Source organism: Simplicispira sp. GW247-4R2A, assembly GCF_059424465.1.
Genome location: NZ_JBWKZM010000005.1, coordinates 118,240 through 132,971, shown reverse-complemented (window position 1 = coordinate 132,971; position 14,732 = coordinate 118,240). Strand labels below are relative to the sequence as shown.

13 protein-coding genes are annotated in these 14,732 nt (G+C 65.5%); 8 read left to right on the top strand and 5 right to left on the bottom strand.

What is annotated here, in order from left to right; all coding sequences use genetic code 11:
- The first annotated feature begins 113 nt into the window (after positions 1–113).
- The 4 genes from lplT (at position 114) to corA (ending at position 3,932) form a co-directional block, all read left to right on the top strand.
- A complete protein-coding gene (lplT, locus tag AC07ZH_RS05705) occupies positions 114–1,418 on the top strand; it encodes a lysophospholipid transporter LplT (protein WP_495198904.1) in 1,305 nt (434 codons plus the stop codon).
- Positions 1,419–1,520: 102 nt separating this feature from the next.
- The gene (locus tag AC07ZH_RS05700) at positions 1,521–2,441 is read left to right on the top strand and encodes a DMT family transporter (RefSeq protein ID WP_495198903.1); all 921 of its coding nucleotides are present in this window, start codon (positions 1,521–1,523) and stop codon (positions 2,439–2,441) included.
- A 9-nt stretch (positions 2,442–2,450) separates the two neighbouring features.
- A complete protein-coding gene (locus AC07ZH_RS05695; RefSeq protein ID WP_119109967.1) occupies positions 2,451–2,942 on the top strand; it encodes a glutathione peroxidase in 492 nt (163 codons plus the stop codon).
- Positions 2,943–2,966: 24 nt separating this feature from the next.
- Positions 2,967–3,932 (top strand): magnesium/cobalt transporter CorA, encoded by a 966-nt coding sequence (corA, locus tag AC07ZH_RS05690; RefSeq protein WP_495198902.1) that lies wholly within the window; start codon positions 2,967–2,969, stop codon positions 3,930–3,932.
- 188 nt (positions 3,933–4,120) lie between these two features.
- Here the strand turns inward: corA and AC07ZH_RS05685 are convergent, their stop codons facing one another.
- The 5 genes from AC07ZH_RS05685 to hemB form a co-directional block, all read right to left on the bottom strand.
- On the bottom strand, positions 4,121–5,749 hold the full coding sequence (locus AC07ZH_RS05685) for a methyl-accepting chemotaxis protein (RefSeq protein WP_495198901.1): 1,629 nt from the start codon (positions 5,747–5,749) through the stop codon (positions 4,121–4,123).
- On the bottom strand, positions 5,746–8,019 hold the full coding sequence (locus AC07ZH_RS05680; protein WP_495198900.1) for a putative bifunctional diguanylate cyclase/phosphodiesterase: 2,274 nt from the start codon (positions 8,017–8,019) through the stop codon (positions 5,746–5,748). The genes AC07ZH_RS05685 and AC07ZH_RS05680 overlap by 4 nt, the downstream gene beginning before the upstream one ends.
- A gap of 220 nt (positions 8,020–8,239) precedes the next feature.
- On the bottom strand, positions 8,240–8,857 hold the full coding sequence (locus AC07ZH_RS05675) for an ANTAR domain-containing response regulator (protein ID WP_495198899.1): 618 nt from the start codon (positions 8,855–8,857) through the stop codon (positions 8,240–8,242).
- The gene (locus AC07ZH_RS05670) at positions 8,854–10,752 is read right to left on the bottom strand and encodes a PAS domain S-box protein (RefSeq protein WP_495198898.1); all 1,899 of its coding nucleotides are present in this window, start codon (positions 10,750–10,752) and stop codon (positions 8,854–8,856) included. The genes AC07ZH_RS05675 and AC07ZH_RS05670 overlap by 4 nt, the downstream gene beginning before the upstream one ends.
- Positions 10,753–10,973: 221 nt before the next feature.
- Positions 10,974–11,984, bottom strand: coding sequence for a porphobilinogen synthase (gene hemB / locus AC07ZH_RS05665; RefSeq protein ID WP_495198897.1), 1,011 nt, complete (start codon positions 11,982–11,984; stop codon positions 10,974–10,976).
- A 54-nt stretch (positions 11,985–12,038) separates the two neighbouring features.
- On the opposite strand from hemB, the gene AC07ZH_RS05660 reads away from it, so the two are divergent.
- From AC07ZH_RS05660 to AC07ZH_RS05645, 4 genes are all read left to right on the top strand, one after another.
- The gene (locus tag AC07ZH_RS05660) at positions 12,039–12,467 is read left to right on the top strand and encodes a CopD family protein (protein WP_495198896.1); all 429 of its coding nucleotides are present in this window, start codon (positions 12,039–12,041) and stop codon (positions 12,465–12,467) included.
- A 19-nt stretch (positions 12,468–12,486) separates the two neighbouring features.
- Positions 12,487–13,587, top strand: a complete 1,101-nt coding sequence (locus tag AC07ZH_RS05655; protein WP_495198895.1) for a VanZ family protein — start codon at positions 12,487–12,489, stop codon at positions 13,585–13,587.
- A gap of 32 nt (positions 13,588–13,619) precedes the next feature.
- A complete protein-coding gene (locus tag AC07ZH_RS05650) occupies positions 13,620–13,970 on the top strand; it encodes a (2Fe-2S) ferredoxin domain-containing protein (RefSeq protein ID WP_119109976.1) in 351 nt (116 codons plus the stop codon).
- Between the two features lie 110 nt (positions 13,971–14,080).
- Complete coding sequence (locus AC07ZH_RS05645; protein ID WP_495198894.1) at positions 14,081–14,707, top strand: alpha/beta hydrolase; 627 nt, start codon at positions 14,081–14,083, stop codon at positions 14,705–14,707.
- Positions 14,708–14,732 lie beyond the last annotated feature (25 nt).

Below are 14,732 nucleotides of genomic sequence, written 5' to 3'. Positions count from 1 at the left end.
GCCTCGGGCAGGGTCTTCATAACAAAAGGCTGCGTGATATAACCGCCGCTTCTTGCCAGGCGACCCGTTCACACTTGGTCATTCGACTGCCAGATGACCCTTTCAGCCATTCGATGAAGCGCGGTTTCTACACCATCATGTCGGCGCAGTTTTTCAGCTCGCTGGCCGACAACGCACTTTTCGTCGCCGCGGTGGAATTGCTGCGCGCCGGAGGTTCCCCAGAGTGGCAGCGTGCGGCCCTGGTGCCGATGTTCGCCCTGTTCTACGTGGTGCTGGCGCCGTTCGTGGGCGCCTTTGCCGATGCACTGCCCAAGGGATGGGTGATGTTCATCAGCAATGCCATCAAGATCGTCGGCTGCATCATGATGCTGTTCGGCTCGCACCCCCTGGTGGCGTACGCCGTGGTGGGGCTGGGCGCTGCAGCCTATTCGCCAGCCAAGTACGGCATCCTCACCGAGTTGTTGCCGACCTCGCAACTCGTCAAGGCCAATGGCTGGATCGAGGGGCTCACGATTGCGTCCATCATTCTGGGTCTTCTGCTGGGCGGTCAGCTGGTCGGGCACAAGCTCTCGGGCCTGCTGCTGCAATTTGATTTGCCGCTGATCGACACCGGCGTGAACACGCCAGCCGAAGCGGCGATTGCGGCCTTGATTGCGGTGTACGCCATTGCTGCGTGGTTCAACCTGCGCATTCCGCACACCGGTGTTGAAATGCGGCCCTTGCGCCGCACGGTGCAGTCGGGCGTGCTGGCCAGCGCGCTCGCGCTGGTGCCCGACTTCTGGTCGTGCAACGCGCGCCTCTGGCGCGACTGCCTGGGGCAGATCTCGCTCTCGACCACCACGCTGTTTTGGGGTGCGAGCAGCAATCTCAAGTTGATCGTGCTGGTCTGGGCCGGGGTGGCGCTGGGCTACAGCACCACGCAGGCCTCGGCGCTGATTGGCGTGGTGGCCGTTGGGACGGCGGCGGGCGCGGTACTGGCCTCGATGCGCATGCGGCTGGAGTGCGCCACCCGCGTGATTCCCATGGGCATTGCCATGGGCGTTCTGCTGATCGTGATGATCTTCATCCACAGCATCTGGTTGGCCGTGCCTTTTCTGATCGTGCTGGGGGGGCTGGGTGGCTTTCTGGTGGTGCCCATGAATGCCCTGCTGCAGCACCGGGGCCACAACCTCATGGGCTCGGGGCGCTCGATTGCCGTGCAGAACTTCAACGAGCAGGCGGCGACGCTGGGAATGGGCGCGTTCTACAGCCTCTCCCTCAAACTTGGGCTGTCGGTGTTTGGTGCGATAGCGGTGTTCGGCCTTGTCGTGGCCAGCGCCATGTGGCTGATCGGGCGCTGGCACCAGTACAACTGCCGCCACCATACCGAAGAGCTGGAGCACCTGCTGCAGATTGCGCGCCAGGATACGCACGTTTGACGCGCCCCGGCCCTGCGCAGCGCAGGGGGCCAAGAAAACTATAATTTTGATAGCTGTATGCGCTTTACAGATAAGCGCTAGACCCATTTTTTTCCTATTTTGATGCCCCGCGCGCTGCCCGTTTTCGCCCTGCTGTTCAATGCCCTGGTCTGGGGCTGCTCCTGGTGGCCGCTGCGCACGCTCAACGCCGCCGGCCTGCACCCGCTGTGGGCCACGGCGCTGGTCTACCTGGCGGTTCTCATGGTGCTGGTGGTGGCGCTTCCCGCCAGCGCACTGAGCTTTGTGCGCACGCCGAAACTGTGGCTGCTTGCCGCTGCAGCGGGGCTGACCAACATCTGCTTCAACTGGGCGGTGGCGCTGGGCGATGTGGTGCGTGTGGTGCTGCTGTTCTATCTGATGCCCGCCTGGTCGGTGCTGCTCGCCTGGTGGTTGCTGGATGAGCCGCCAACGCCGCTGGCGCTGCTGCGACTGCTGCTGGCCTTTGCCGGTGTGGCGCTGGTGGTGGTGCCGCCGGGCGCGCCACTCTCCCGGCTGGCCAGCGGTCTCTCGGCCACCGACGTGCTGGCGGTGGCGGGAGGGTTTTGCTTTGCGCTGACCAACGTCTTCCTGCGCCGCTTCAACCAGACGCCCGAGCGCGACCGCATGGTGGCCATGTTCAGTGGCGGTTTTGTCATGGCAACGGTCGGTGCCTGTGCCGCCACAGGGCTTGCGCTGGCCAGCGCACCGCCTGCGCCGGCGGCCGGCTGGCTGTGGGTGGCGGCCGGCCTGGCGCTGGCGTTCATGCTGGGCAACCTGGGCCTGCAGTACGGGGCCGCTCGTCTGGCCGCCGGCACCACGGCGCTGGTCATGCTCAGCGAAGTGCTGTTTGCCAGTGCCTCCTCCTGGCTGATGGGCGCCGCACAGTTGGCGCCGCGCATGCTGGCCGGCGGCGCGCTGATCGTGCTGGCGGCCTTGCTGGCGCTGCTGCCACGGCGCCGGCAGCAAGCAACGCGCGGCGCGGCTACCATGGGCCATTCACCCTGAGAGAACCCCATGGCCCAGACCGCCTACGACTTTGACGCTTTGCAGATGGACGGCAGTACCGTTCCACTGTCGAACTACCGCGGCCAGGTGCTGCTGATCGTCAACACGGCGAGCGCCTGCGGCTTTACGCCGCAGTTCAAGGGGCTGGAGGCCTTGCACCGCGAGTACGGCGGCAAAGGCCTGGTTGTGCTGGGTTTTCCGTGCAACCAGTTTGCCGGGCAAGACCCAGGCAGCAACGAGGAGATTGCCTCGTTCTGCGCGCTTAACTATGGGGTGAGTTTTCCCATGATGGCCAAGATCGACGTCAATGGCGCCGCCGCCAGCCCGCTGTACCGGTGGCTTGCTGCTGAGGCGCCAGGGCTCTTGGGTAGCAAGGCGATCAAATGGAACTTCACCAAGTTTCTGGTCGGGACCGATGGCCAGGTGATCCGCCGCTACGCACCGCAGGAGGCGCCCGAGAACCTGGCCGGCGATATCGAAGCGGCGCTGGCCAGCGCCTGAATAGCCCACCCACAGCCTGTCACCATGCTCATCAACTGCGTCGCTTACGAACACGGCCGCAAGCTGGCCGACATCGGTACGGACCAGATTGCCCATTGGCTCAAGGAGCCCGAGGCCTTTGTCTGGGTCGCGCTGCTCGACCCGAGTGCAGAGGAGCTGGCGCAGATGCAGCGTGAATTCGGCCTGCACGAGCTGGCGGTGGAAGACGCGCTCAAAGGCCACCAGCGCCCGAAGATCGAAGAGTATGGCGACATGGTGTTCGTGGTCATGCACCTGGTTGAGCCCGCCGACGACGACCTGGCCGTGGGGGAAGTCGCGGTGTTTGTCGGGAAAAACTTCATCCTCTCGGCGCGCAGCCGCAGTCAGCACGGGTTTCTGGGCGTGCGTGAGCGCTGCGAGCGCGAGCCGCTCTTGCTGGAACGCGGCTCGGGGTTCGTGCTGTACGCGCTGATGGATGCGGTGGTGGACCGGTACTTTCCGGTGATCGACCTGCTCGAAGCCGAGCTCGAAGGCATCGAGGAGCAGATATTTGCCGCTGGCGCGGCGCGCGGCAACATTGAGCGGCTGTATGACCTGAAGCACCGCAGTGCCGTGCTGCGCCACGCGGTGGCGCCGCTCCTGGAGATGCTCAACAAGCTGCACGGCGGGCGCGTGCCACCGGTTTTCGCCAGCACGCAGGAGTATTTCCGCGATGTGCACGACCATCTGGCGCGCATCAACGGCTCCATCGACACCATCCGCGACACCATCGGCACGGCCATCCAGGTGAACCTGTCGATGGTGGCGATTGAGGAGTCCGAAACGACCAAGCGCTTGGCGGCCTGGGCGGCCATCTTTGCCGTCTCCACTGCCATGGCCGGTATCTGGGGCATGAACTTCGAGGTCATGCCCGAACTCAAGTGGCGCTACGGCTACCCGGCGGCCCTGGGCGCCATCGTCTTCGCGGGCCTGGTGCTGTACCGGCGGTTTCGCAAGGTGGGCTGGCTGTAGCGTTCCAGGGATTGCCTGTAATCGGCTGGGCTAGCGCCCCTGCGCACGGAGCCGTGGACCGCCTCTGTTCGCATGGGAAATATGAGGAAAAAGAGGCTCTAGCGCTTTACTGATAAGCGCTTGCAGCTATGCTTTTCGAAGAGATTTTGCTGGAACTCAGGACGTCGCTGCCAAGGGATGCCACGCGATCAAACGCCCGCCAGGGCAGCCATCCTGGCGGGTGTCGGCAACCGCCTGGGCGATGCGGCAGGCGTGCCGCTGGTGGGCGTTTGATCGCGCGGCAGCGTGAATACGGCGATGGTCTGTACCTGGCCCTGGGCCTGATCCTGCAGACTGCGTGCCGCGGCCGACAGTTCTTCCACCAGCGAAGCATTCTGCTGGGTGGTCTGGTCCAGGTGCTGCACCGCCTCGCCGATCTGCCCCATGCCGCTGCTTTGCTCTGCGGTGGCAGCGCTGATGTCGGTCATCAGGGTGGTCACGCGCTGGATGGCGGTGACGGCTTCCTGCATGGTGGTGCCGGCCGTGTTCACCAGTTCGGTGCCCTTGCCCACGCGCTCCACGCTGGAGCTGATGAGCGTCTTGATTTCCTTGGCCGCATCGGCCGAGCGCTTGGCAAGGGCCCGCACCTCGGTGGCCACGACGGCAAAACCACGGCCCTGTTCGCCGGCCCGTGCGGCTTCCACGGCCGCATTGAGCGCCAGGATGTTGGTCTGGAAGGCAATGCCGTCGATCACGCCAATGATGTCGGCGATTTTCCCCGAGGAGGTATGGATCTCGCGCATCGTGCTGACCACCTGGCCCATCACCTCGCCGCCCTTGACGGCCACTGCGCTGGCGCTGGCCGACAACTGCTGCGCCTGGCGGGCGTTGTCGGCGTTCTGGTGCACCGTGGCGTTGAGCTGCTCCATGGCGGCCGCCGTCTGTTCCAGGGCGCTGGCCTGCTGTTCGGTGCGGCTGGCCAGGTCGTGGTTGCCCGACGAAATCTGCGCCGATGCGCTGGCCAGGCTCTCACCGCCTTCGCGAATGTGGGTGACGATGCCGGTCAGTTGCTGCTGCATGGCGCCCAGCGCATGCAGTACCTGGGCGGCTTCGTCCTGGCCCTGCACCGTGACCGGGCGGGTCAGGTCGCCTTGGGCGATGGTCTGGGCCACGCCGATGGCGTATCCCAGGGAACGGGAAATGCCGCGCACCAGGGCGGCAGCGAACAGTGCGGCAAACAGCAGGCCGGAAAGAATGGAGGCAACCGCGGCGGCGCGTATGGTGGCGTAGCGCGTATCGGCGGCTTCGGCGGCCTTGCGGGCGGCCTCGAACTGGATGGCAATCATGGCCTTGATCTCGTCGCCCACCGGGGCATACAAAGGGCGAATTTTCTCGACCACGGCGCGTTCTGCTGCGGGCATGTCGTTGGCCTTGAGCGCGGCCACGGTCACCAAAAGGCCCTCTTGCACAAAGCGCTTGCGGTCTTGCGTGAAGCGCTGGGCCAGTGCGGCTTCTTCCGCGCTGTGGGGGCGCGCAAGATAGCCGTCCCAGAGGCGGGTGATGGCGGCGATATTGTTTTCCACCTCGGTGGTGCTGGACTGGATGGTGGCGGCATCGGGCGTCACCTGGGCCACGGCCAGCGCCAGACGGTTGCGCAGCAACAGGGCCTCGATCTGGTGCACCTCCGACGTTGTCACCAGGTTGTCCTGGTACAGGGAGCGCAGCGCCTGGTTGGTCTGGGCCAGGCCCCACAGGCCCAGGCCCCCAATGCCCAGGAGCAGCAGAGACAAAAGGCCGGCCAGAACGGCAACACGGGTCGAAATTTTGAAACGGTTCATGAAAACTCTCTTGGGTTGAGTGGCACTGCAAGGGCCGTTGCAAAAAGGGAAATGGGGGTGGGGGGCTGGGCCAGCCAGGTCTCGAAGGCGCTCAGCGGCTGCGGGCGACCGAACAGGAAGCCCTGGAAGACCGTGCAGTCGAGCCGCTGCAGGGCAAGGCGTTGCGCCTGCGTTTCCACGCCCTCGGCAATCACGCTCAGGCCAAGGTTGCGGGCCATGCCGATGATGGTCTGGACGATGGCCGCATCGCCCGGTTCAATGACGATGTCCTGCACAAAGCTGCGGTCGATCTTGAGCTGGTGCAGCGGCAGTCGCCTGAGGTGCGCCAGGGACGAGTAGCCCGTGCCAAAGTCGTCCAGCGCGAAGCGCACGCCATGTCGGCGCAGGGCCTGCATCTTGGCCACGGTATCGGCAACGTCGTGGAGCACCAGGCTTTCGGTCAACTCCAGCACCAGGCGGGTGGGCGGCGCGCCAGACTGTTTGAGGGCCTCGCACACCTGGGACACGAAATCCGGGTGCCGGAACTGCCTTGCACTGACGTTGACGGCCAGTTCCAGGTGCCGGGTCTGGGATTGCTCCGCCCACGCCCCGAGTTGCGCGCAGGCCTGCTGCAGCACCCACTCTCCAATGGGCAGGATGAGTCCGGAGGCTTCCGCGATAGGAATGAACTGTGCGGGTGGCACATGGCCGTACACGGGGTGTTCCCAGCGCAGCAGGACTTCGGCTCCCAGCGCTTGTCCACCGTGGTCGACTTGCACCTGGAAATGCAGGGCCAGCTGGCCTTCGCTGATCGCATCGCGCAGGGCGGTTTCCAGGGCCGCACGGGTTTCCACATCGGCCTGCAAGGCAGGGTCGAACAGGCGGTAGCTGTTGCGCCCGGCGTTCTTGGCCTGGTACATGGCCGTGTCGGACCGCTTGAGCAGTTCGTGGATGCTGGCGTTGCCGCGTCGAAACAGGCAGATGCCGATGCTGGCGCTTCCGTGGTGCATCTGCCCTTGCAAGAGGCAGGGCCGGGCGGCACTGGCCAGCAGCTGCCGCGCCAGGGCATCGGCCTGCGCAAGGGCCTGTGCTTCAGCGGTGGGCAGGTCGTCCATCAAGACGACGAATTCATCGCCACCGATGCGCGCGACCGAATGGGGCGCGCGCGCGACCTCGCGAAAGCGGCAGGCCATCTCCACCAGGTACTGGTCGCCTACTTCGTGCCCCAGTGTGTCGTTGATGGTTTTGAAGTTGTCCAGATCCAGCAGCAGCACCGCGCGATGCTGGTCGTCCTGGCCGCTGGCGTCCAGCGCCCTCTGGATGCGGTCGCGCAGCAGGCGCCGATTGGGCAAATGGGTCAAGGGGTCGAAATACGCCAGCTCATGAATCGCCTTTTCGTTGGTGGCAAGGCGCGACTGCATGGCGCGCAACTCGAAGAGCAGCGTGCTGATTTCGTCCTTGCCCTCGACGACGATGAGTGAGTCCAGTTGCCCGGCGGCAATTTTGCGGAACACGGCACTGACCTGCTGCAGGGGACGGACGATCGATCGGATCAGCATGGCACCCAGGAACCCGAGCAAGGCCATGGAGGCCAACAGCGCACCCAGCGCCAGTTGGCGTGTTTGCGCGTGGCGTTGTATGCCCGCCTCGTAGGTGGCATGGGCCAGCTCGAACTGCAGGTCGGTTAAAGCCTGGATGTCCGGGCTGGCGCGCTCGTACAGCGTGCGCGCTGTGTCGGCCAGGTGCTGGGCGCCTGCGTAGTCCAGGCTGCGCAGCGCGTCGATGGCGGGCTTTACCGCCTCGCGCAGGTAGGCTGCGCGCTGGTGGGCAAAGTGTTCTGCCAGCGCGGCTTCCTGCGGCGCCTTCGGTGTGGCGGCATAGGGGGCCCAGAGCCGGTCGATGGCGAGCATGTTGTGCTCTATGGCCTGTGCCGCACTGCGTGCCAGGTCTGGCTGTAAGGTGGCCCGCGCTGCGCTGCCTGCCGCGTGGGGTGGAGCCAGCGCCATCTGCAGCTGAAGCTGGTTGGAGAGCATCAGGTGGGTAATCTGCCCCAGGCTTCGCACCGGGGCCATGCGCTCCTCGTACACCGTGCGCAGGCTTTCGTTGGCCGCCGCTAGCCCCCGGATGCCCATGGCCGCCAGCAGGGCGCTGATCGTTGCCGCCAGCACCATCAAGACTGCCAGGCGCGTGCCAATGCGGAAATGCGAAAACAGGCTGTACCCCATGCCCTGCGGCGAGCCGGGCGTGGACGGCCACGGCGCAGCATCGTGCGCAAGCGGAGCGCCGGTCATCGCCTGGCCATGCGTGCACGCAGGTGCACGGTGGGTACGGGAAGGGTTGTAGAGGAACCGAACATTGGCCTGTGCCCACGGGCGCAAGGCCGTGGCAGGGTGCGAGGCGTGTTCGGGGCCTCAAGGGCTCAGGCTGCGGGGCGGGGCAGGCGTGAGCCAGAGCTGGGGATTTTGTTGTATGGGTTTGTAACTTTTAATAAGGGTAAACCCTTGACTTGTGTCACGGCTTTGTCACCGTGTGCAAGCGGTCGCTGGTGTCGATCACTTCCTTGGCCAGCCCGGCCAGCTTGCGCCGCTGCGAGCGTGCAGCCGAGCGCAGCAGCTCGAACGCAGCGGTGCGCGGCAACCGGTACTGCATCATGGTGATGCCGGTGGCCACGTTGATGCTGCGGTCGCCATCAAGCGCCTCCTGCAATTGGGCACGGGACTGGCGCAGCTGGTCAATTTCCTGGGCCCGCTGCAACGCGGCTTCTATGGTGGGCCGGATTTGGACCACGTCCATTGGCTTGACCAGGTAGCCCAGCGCGCCAAAACCCGAAGCACGATCAACATTCTGGGTGTCGCTGAAGGCGCTGAGCATCAGAAACGGGATGTGGTCCAGGTTGCGCAGGCGGTCGGCCAGTTCCAGGCCGTCGCGTCCGGGCATGCGCACGTCCACGATGGCCAGATCCGGGCGCAGTCCGCCGGTCAGCAGCGCTTCGGCATCGTCCACGGATTCAGCGGTGCTGACCTGGTAGCCCATGTCCTGCAGCCCGCTCGACAGCGTGGCCAGGATGAGGCGGTCGTCGTCCACCAGCAGCAGATGGGCGGGCGCGGGATCGGAGGCAGAAGCGTTCATGGTGCTGGCGCTGTTTCGAGATGGATGACCGGAGGGGAAAATTCCAGGCGCAGCACGGCCCGGTCGGCCTCCTGCGTGCGTGTTACGGTGGCGCCGCTGCGGGGCATGAGCGCCGACACCAGGCTGTGCCCGCCCTTGGCAGAAGGTGGCGATGCAGGCCATTGTCCGGGGTTGGCGATGGTGATGTGGACATGGTCCGGTTGCGCTCCCTTGCGCAGCACGACCTGGACATCCTGGTGCTGCTTGCCACCATGCTTGACAGCGTTGAGCATCAGCTCGTTGAGCACCAGCGCCACGGGAACGGCCTCGGTGGGGTTGATGCGGCATACCTGCCAGGGCGTGGGAATGTCCACATGGATGGGGGTGTGCCAGAGCGATTCAATGCCCGCCGCCACGGCGCAGGTCAGCTCGCACAGCCGCACCTGGTCGGCGTTGGCGCGGCCTTGCAGGCCGTGGATGACGGCGATGCTGTGAATCTGCCCGATGACCTGGGTGATGGGGCCGTGCAGATCGGGGTGCTGTTGGTCGAGCGTACGCAGCATGCCCATGATGCCCTGCAGGTTGTTCTTGATGCGGTGGTGCACTTCCTGCACCAGGGCTTCACGCTGCGCCTGCTCCATCTTGCGGCGCTGTGCTTCCTGCTGAAGCAAGTTGGTGATGTCGGTCATGGTCACCACGTAGTGCGTGGTGTGCGCCTGCAGATCCTTGACGGGGCTCAGCGTGATCCAGGCGGGGTAGACCTCGCCGGACTTGCGCTGGTGCCATTGCCTGCGCTGCACGGCGTGCTGGGGGGAAAAATCCAGCGCGGTCTGTGCGGGCCCTTCGGGGGGCGCGTCCGTCACGGACAACAGGAAATGAGGGGTCTTGCCCAATACCTCGTGGGCCTCATAGCCCGACATCCGCAGGAACGACTGGTTGGCCTGCAGGATCACGCCCTGCGCATCGGTGATGAGCATGCCCTCCTGGCATTCGAAGGCGATGGCCGCCACGCGCAGTGCGGCTTTCTGGCGCCTGCGCTCGGCGATGTAGGCCGCCAGCGACAGTCCCACCACCGCCAGGATCACCATGTACGACCAGTAACCAAAACCGTGGTTGACGGCGATGTCGCGGGCAAAGAAGCCGGTGCGCTGGTAGGTGCCCCACAGAGCCTGCAGCGCGATCATGCACAGCAACGCCGTGGTGGAGAGCAGACCCAGGCGCACGCCCGACCAGGTCACGAACAGGAACATCCAGTAGGCGTTGGCCAGCGAGGCCAGTACCGGGTTGTGCGTGCTGCCGAAAATGGCGACAGCGCAAGCCATGGCCAGAAGCCAGACCAGAATGCCTTCGCCCACATGGCGCAGGGGTTCCGGGAAGCGCAGCGTCCGTCGGTAGGACAGGGCCATGGGCGCGATCAGCAGGCTGCCCAGCGAGCACCCCAGCCACCAATGCAGGAGATGCCCGGTCCAGGCGGAGGGGGCGATTTCTCCCGCCAGCAGCAACCCCGTGCTGGCCACCAGCGCGCCGGCCCCGGCCCCGGCACCGCACACCCACAGCAGCACATGCCGAATGATCCTGAAGTTGGGATGGTCCTTGTCAAAATCTGGCTGCCGCAGCAGGAGCGCGCAAGAGAGCCAGGCCGCCGTGACGGTGCCCAGCGCTGCGGCCAGCGCGGCCAGCGGCGCATTGCCCGCCAGCAGCCCGCTGAGCAGGCTGCCGATGAAGAGGGCCGGCGCCAGTTGCAGACCACCCACAACCAGCAGCACCAAGGCCAGCCCGCTGGCCGGTTGCAGCAGTTGCTCCAGCCCCTGACCGGGCAGGGGTATGGCCGTGGCCTCGGCCACTGCCATATAGAACAGCACCGTGCCCGCCATGGCAAGCAGCGACGGTTGTGGGGGGCTTCGTTCGTGAATCATGGCGCCAAAATAACAGTCAAATTGGCCTCTAGGGAGCCTCTGCACGAATCGCGTGGCAAGTGGGCGCTGCGGATCGGGATGAGCTGCAAGGCGCAAACTGCAGCGATAGCCGTAGCTATCGCGAGGATTTGCAACGCTGCAGATCGTCCGAGGCCGCAGATGCACACGGCGCGACGATTCGTGCAGAGGCTCCCTAGCGCCCGTTGGTATTGCGCAACCAGCTATCGATTCAGGAGTAAGCGTGCAGCGTCCCGCGCGAAGTACGTCAGCACGCCGTCGGCCCCTGCGCGCTTGAAGGCCAGCAGGCTCTCCATCATCACCGCGTCGTGGTCCAACCAGCCGTTGTGCGCGGCGGCCTTGAGCATGGCGTATTCGCCTGATACCTGGTAGGCGAAGGTGGGCACCTTGAACTCGTCTTTCACGCGGCGCACCACGTCCAGGTAAGGCATGCCGGGCTTGACCATCACCATGTCGGCGCCTTCGGCGATGTCGATCGCCACTTCGCGCAGTGCCTCGTCGGTGTTGCCGGGGTCCATCTGGTAGCAGTTCTTGTCGGCTTTGCCGAGCGCGCCGCGTGTGCCCACGGCATCGCGGAACGGGCCGTAGAAGGCGCTGGCGTACTTGGCGCTGTAGGCCATGATGCGGGTGTGGATGTGGCCGTGGGCTTCCAGCGCGTTGCGGATGGCGCCAATGCGCCCATCCATCATGTCGCTGGGTGCGACGATGTCCACGCCCGCCTCGGCGTGCGTGAGCGCCTGGCCGGTCAGCATTTCCACCGTCACGTCGTTGAGGATGTAGCCGGTGTCGTCCAGCAGGCCGTCCTGGCCGTGGCTGGTGTAGGGGTCGAGCGCCACGTCGGTCATCACGCCCAGGTCGGGGAATTCCTTTTTGAGGGCCCGCACCACGCGCGGGATCAGGCCATCCGGGTTGAGCGCCTCCTTGCCGTCCGGCGTCTTGAGCGCCGCGTCGATCGAGGGGAACAGCGCCATCACCGGAATCCCGAGCGTGGCGCATTCCTCCGCCACGGGCAGCAGCAGGTCCAGGCTGAGGCGGTCCACGCCGGGCATGGAGGGCACGGCCTGGCGGATGTTTTGGCCTTCGTGCACGAACACCGGGTAGATCAGGTCGTGCGCCGTGAGCCGGTGCTCGCGCACCAGGTTGCGGGTGAAAGCGTCGTGGCGCAGGCGGCGCGGACGTGCGGTAGGAAAGGGGGCTGGGCTGGAGAGATGCATCCGAAAATTGTGCACCAGTCCCGCAAGATGTACCGGGGCGCCTAAACTGCCCCCATGCTTTGGGTCAAATCTCTCCACATCGTTTTCGTCACCAGCTGGTTTGCTGGTTTGTTCTACCTGCCGCGCATCTTCGTCAATCTGGCCATGGTCTCGCCCGGGTCGGTCGCCGAGCGTGAGCGCCTGATGCTGATGGCGAAAAAGCTCATGCGCTTCACCACGCTGCTGGCGGTGCCGGCCGTGGGGCTCGGCCTGTGGCTGTGGCTGGGCTATGGTATCGGCAGAGGGCCGGGCAATGGCTGGCTGCATGCCAAGCTGGCCCTGGTGCTGCTGGTGCTCGGCTACCACCACGCCTGCGGGGTGCTGCTGCGCAAATTTGGTGCCGAGCAGAACACGCACAGCCACCGCTGGTACCGGTGGTTCAATGAAATGCCCGTGCTGCTGCTGCTGGCCATCGTCGTGCTGGTGGTGGTCAAGCCGTTCTGAGGTGGCCAAGGCGCGGTGTATGGAAAAGACCATTGCCTGGCCCCTGGCGCTGGTATATACCGCGCTGATCATTTTTGCCAGCCTGTTCCCGTTTGAGGGCTGGCGCGCGCAGGGGGTTGCGCCCTGGGAGTTCCTTGTGGCGCCCTTGCCGCATTACTGGACGGGTTTTGACGTCGGCATCAACGTTGCCGGCTACGCGCCGTTCGGTTTCCTGCTGGCGCTGGGGTTCACGCGCAGTGGCTGGCCGCGCTCGGCGGTTCCACTGGCGTTCGTGATCGGGACGGTGCTGTCGCTCCTGATGGAGTTCCTGCAGATCTACCTGCCCAAGCGCGTTTCCTCCAACCTCGATCTGCTGCTGAATTCTGCCGGCATATTGCTTGGCGCAGTGACGGCCGCAGGGCTCGAGCGCCTGGGTGCGCTGGACCACTGGAGCCGCTTTCGCGCGCGCTGGTTTGCCCGCGATGCGCGCGGAGCCCTGGTGTTGCTGGCGCTTTGGCCGTGGGCGCTGCTGTTTCCGGCGGCCGAGCCGTTTGGATTGGGCCAGGTGATCGAGCGACTCGAAGCCGTGCTGGACGACCTTTTCGATGGCACACCGTTTTACGACTGGCTGCCCGTGCGCCAGGCGCCGCTGGAGGCGCTCTCGCCTGCGGTCGAAGCGCTCTGCGTGGGCCTGGGCCTGCTGGCGCCCTGTTTGCTCGCTTTCAGTGTGGCGCGCCAGCCAGCCCGGCGGGTGGCGCTGCTGTTGTCGGCTGCGGTGATAGGCGTGGGGGTGACGGCGCTGTCCTCGGCGCTGAGTTGGGGGCCATCGCACGCCTGGGCGTGGCTGAGTGCGCCTGCGCGCGCCGGCATCGTATTGGGCTTGCTGCTGGCGGCCGCCGCCATCGGGCTGCGCCAGCGCGCCTGCGCTGTGGTGCTGCTGGTGGTGATCAGCCTGCATCTGGCACTGCTGAACGACGCGCCCACCAGCGCCTACTTCGCTCAGACGCTGGTCGACTGGGAGCAGGGCCGCTTCATCCGCTTCTACGGCCTGGGCCAATGGCTGGGCTGGCTTTGGCCTTACGTTACGCTGGTCTACGTGCTGCAGCGCGCTTCGCGCCGGGCACTGCCCGAGCGTGGCTGAGGCAGCGCCCGGCACACTTTTAGAATGCAGACATGAGCGAATCCACTGCCGCAGCGCCCGGCTACTTTGCGCGCCATATTTTTTTCTGCCTTAATGAACGCTCCAATGGCGAGGCCTGCTGCGCCCAGCACGGCGCCCAGGCCGCGTTCGAGCATTGCAAGTCGCGCGTCAAGGCCGCCGGCCTCGCCGGCCCAGGCAAGGTGCGGGTGAACAAGTCGGGCTGCCTGGACCGCTGCGCCGCCGGGCCGGTGGCGGTGGTCTATCCCGAAGGCGTCTGGTACAGCTACGTGGACCTGTCCGACATCGACGAGATCGTCGATTCGCACCTGGTGCGCGGCGTGGTGGTCGAGCGCTTGCGCACGCCGCCGGAACTTGGGCGCTAAGAAACGCTCAACCTGTTCGGTGCGCACCGGTAGATGTGCCAAAAAATACAGTCAAATCGGCCTCTGGCGCTTATCCTATAAGCGCTGTTAGCTATTAAAAAAGTAGTCCATTGAACGCCCAAACCGAACGCCTGGTCCTGCAGGGCGAAGCTGGCGCCCTTGAGGCGCTGCGCGATACCGCCGCGGCGGCACACGGCGTGGCCGTGCTGGCGCATCCGCATCCGCTGTTTGGCGGCACCATGCACAACAAGGTGGTCCAGACGCTGGCCCGAGCCTTCGTGCAGTGCGGTTACACCGCGGTGCGTTTCAACTTTCGTGGCGTAGGCGAGAGCGCTGGCACCCACGACGCGGGCCGCGGCGAGCTTGCCGATCTGCTGGCGGTCGTGGATCAGGTGGCTGCGGATGGTCCTATCGCCCTGGCAGGTTTTTCTTTTGGTGCCTTCGTCACCAGCCACGCCTTGGCGCAATTGTGGAGTGCGCGCGACGTGCGGCACGCCGTGTTGGTGGGAACGGCCGCCAGCCGCTTTGCGGTCGCCTCCGTACCGGCAGAGGCCCACGCACGCACACTCGTGCTGCACGGCGAGAGCGACGACACCGTGCCGCTCGCCAGCGTGCTCGACTGGGCGCGGCCGCAGACACTACCGGTTACCGTGATTCCCGGAGTAGGGCATTTCTTTCACGGACAATTGCCGCTGCTCAAGAATTTGGTGGTGCGCCACCTGCAGGCCCCGGGCTGACGCAATGCGCTTGCGTGCCGCCCAG

Excerpts from the sequence above, each read along its gene's own strand:
- lplT (WP_495198904.1), top strand. The coding sequence starts at position 114 with ATGAAGCGCGGTTTCTACACCATCATGTCGGCGCAGTTTTTCAGCTCG.
- AC07ZH_RS05700 (WP_495198903.1), top strand. The coding sequence starts at position 1,521 with ATGCCCCGCGCGCTGCCCGTTTTCGCCCTGCTGTTCAATGCCCTGGTC.
- AC07ZH_RS05695 (WP_119109967.1), top strand. The coding sequence starts at position 2,451 with ATGGCCCAGACCGCCTACGACTTTGACGCTTTGCAGATGGACGGCAGT.
- corA (WP_495198902.1), top strand. The coding sequence starts at position 2,967 with ATGCTCATCAACTGCGTCGCTTACGAACACGGCCGCAAGCTGGCCGAC.
- AC07ZH_RS05685 (WP_495198901.1), bottom strand. The coding sequence starts at position 5,749 with ATGAACCGTTTCAAAATTTCGACCCGTGTTGCCGTTCTGGCCGGCCTT.
- AC07ZH_RS05680 (WP_495198900.1), bottom strand. The coding sequence starts at position 8,019 with ATGACCGGCGCTCCGCTTGCGCACGATGCTGCGCCGTGGCCGTCCACG.
- AC07ZH_RS05675 (WP_495198899.1), bottom strand. The coding sequence starts at position 8,857 with ATGAACGCTTCTGCCTCCGATCCCGCGCCCGCCCATCTGCTGCTGGTG.
- AC07ZH_RS05670 (WP_495198898.1), bottom strand. The coding sequence starts at position 10,752 with ATGATTCACGAACGAAGCCCCCCACAACCGTCGCTGCTTGCCATGGCG.
- hemB (WP_495198897.1), bottom strand. The coding sequence starts at position 11,984 with ATGCATCTCTCCAGCCCAGCCCCCTTTCCTACCGCACGTCCGCGCCGC.
- AC07ZH_RS05660 (WP_495198896.1), top strand. The coding sequence starts at position 12,039 with ATGCTTTGGGTCAAATCTCTCCACATCGTTTTCGTCACCAGCTGGTTT.
- AC07ZH_RS05655 (WP_495198895.1), top strand. The coding sequence starts at position 12,487 with ATGGAAAAGACCATTGCCTGGCCCCTGGCGCTGGTATATACCGCGCTG.
- AC07ZH_RS05650 (WP_119109976.1), top strand. The coding sequence starts at position 13,620 with ATGAGCGAATCCACTGCCGCAGCGCCCGGCTACTTTGCGCGCCATATT.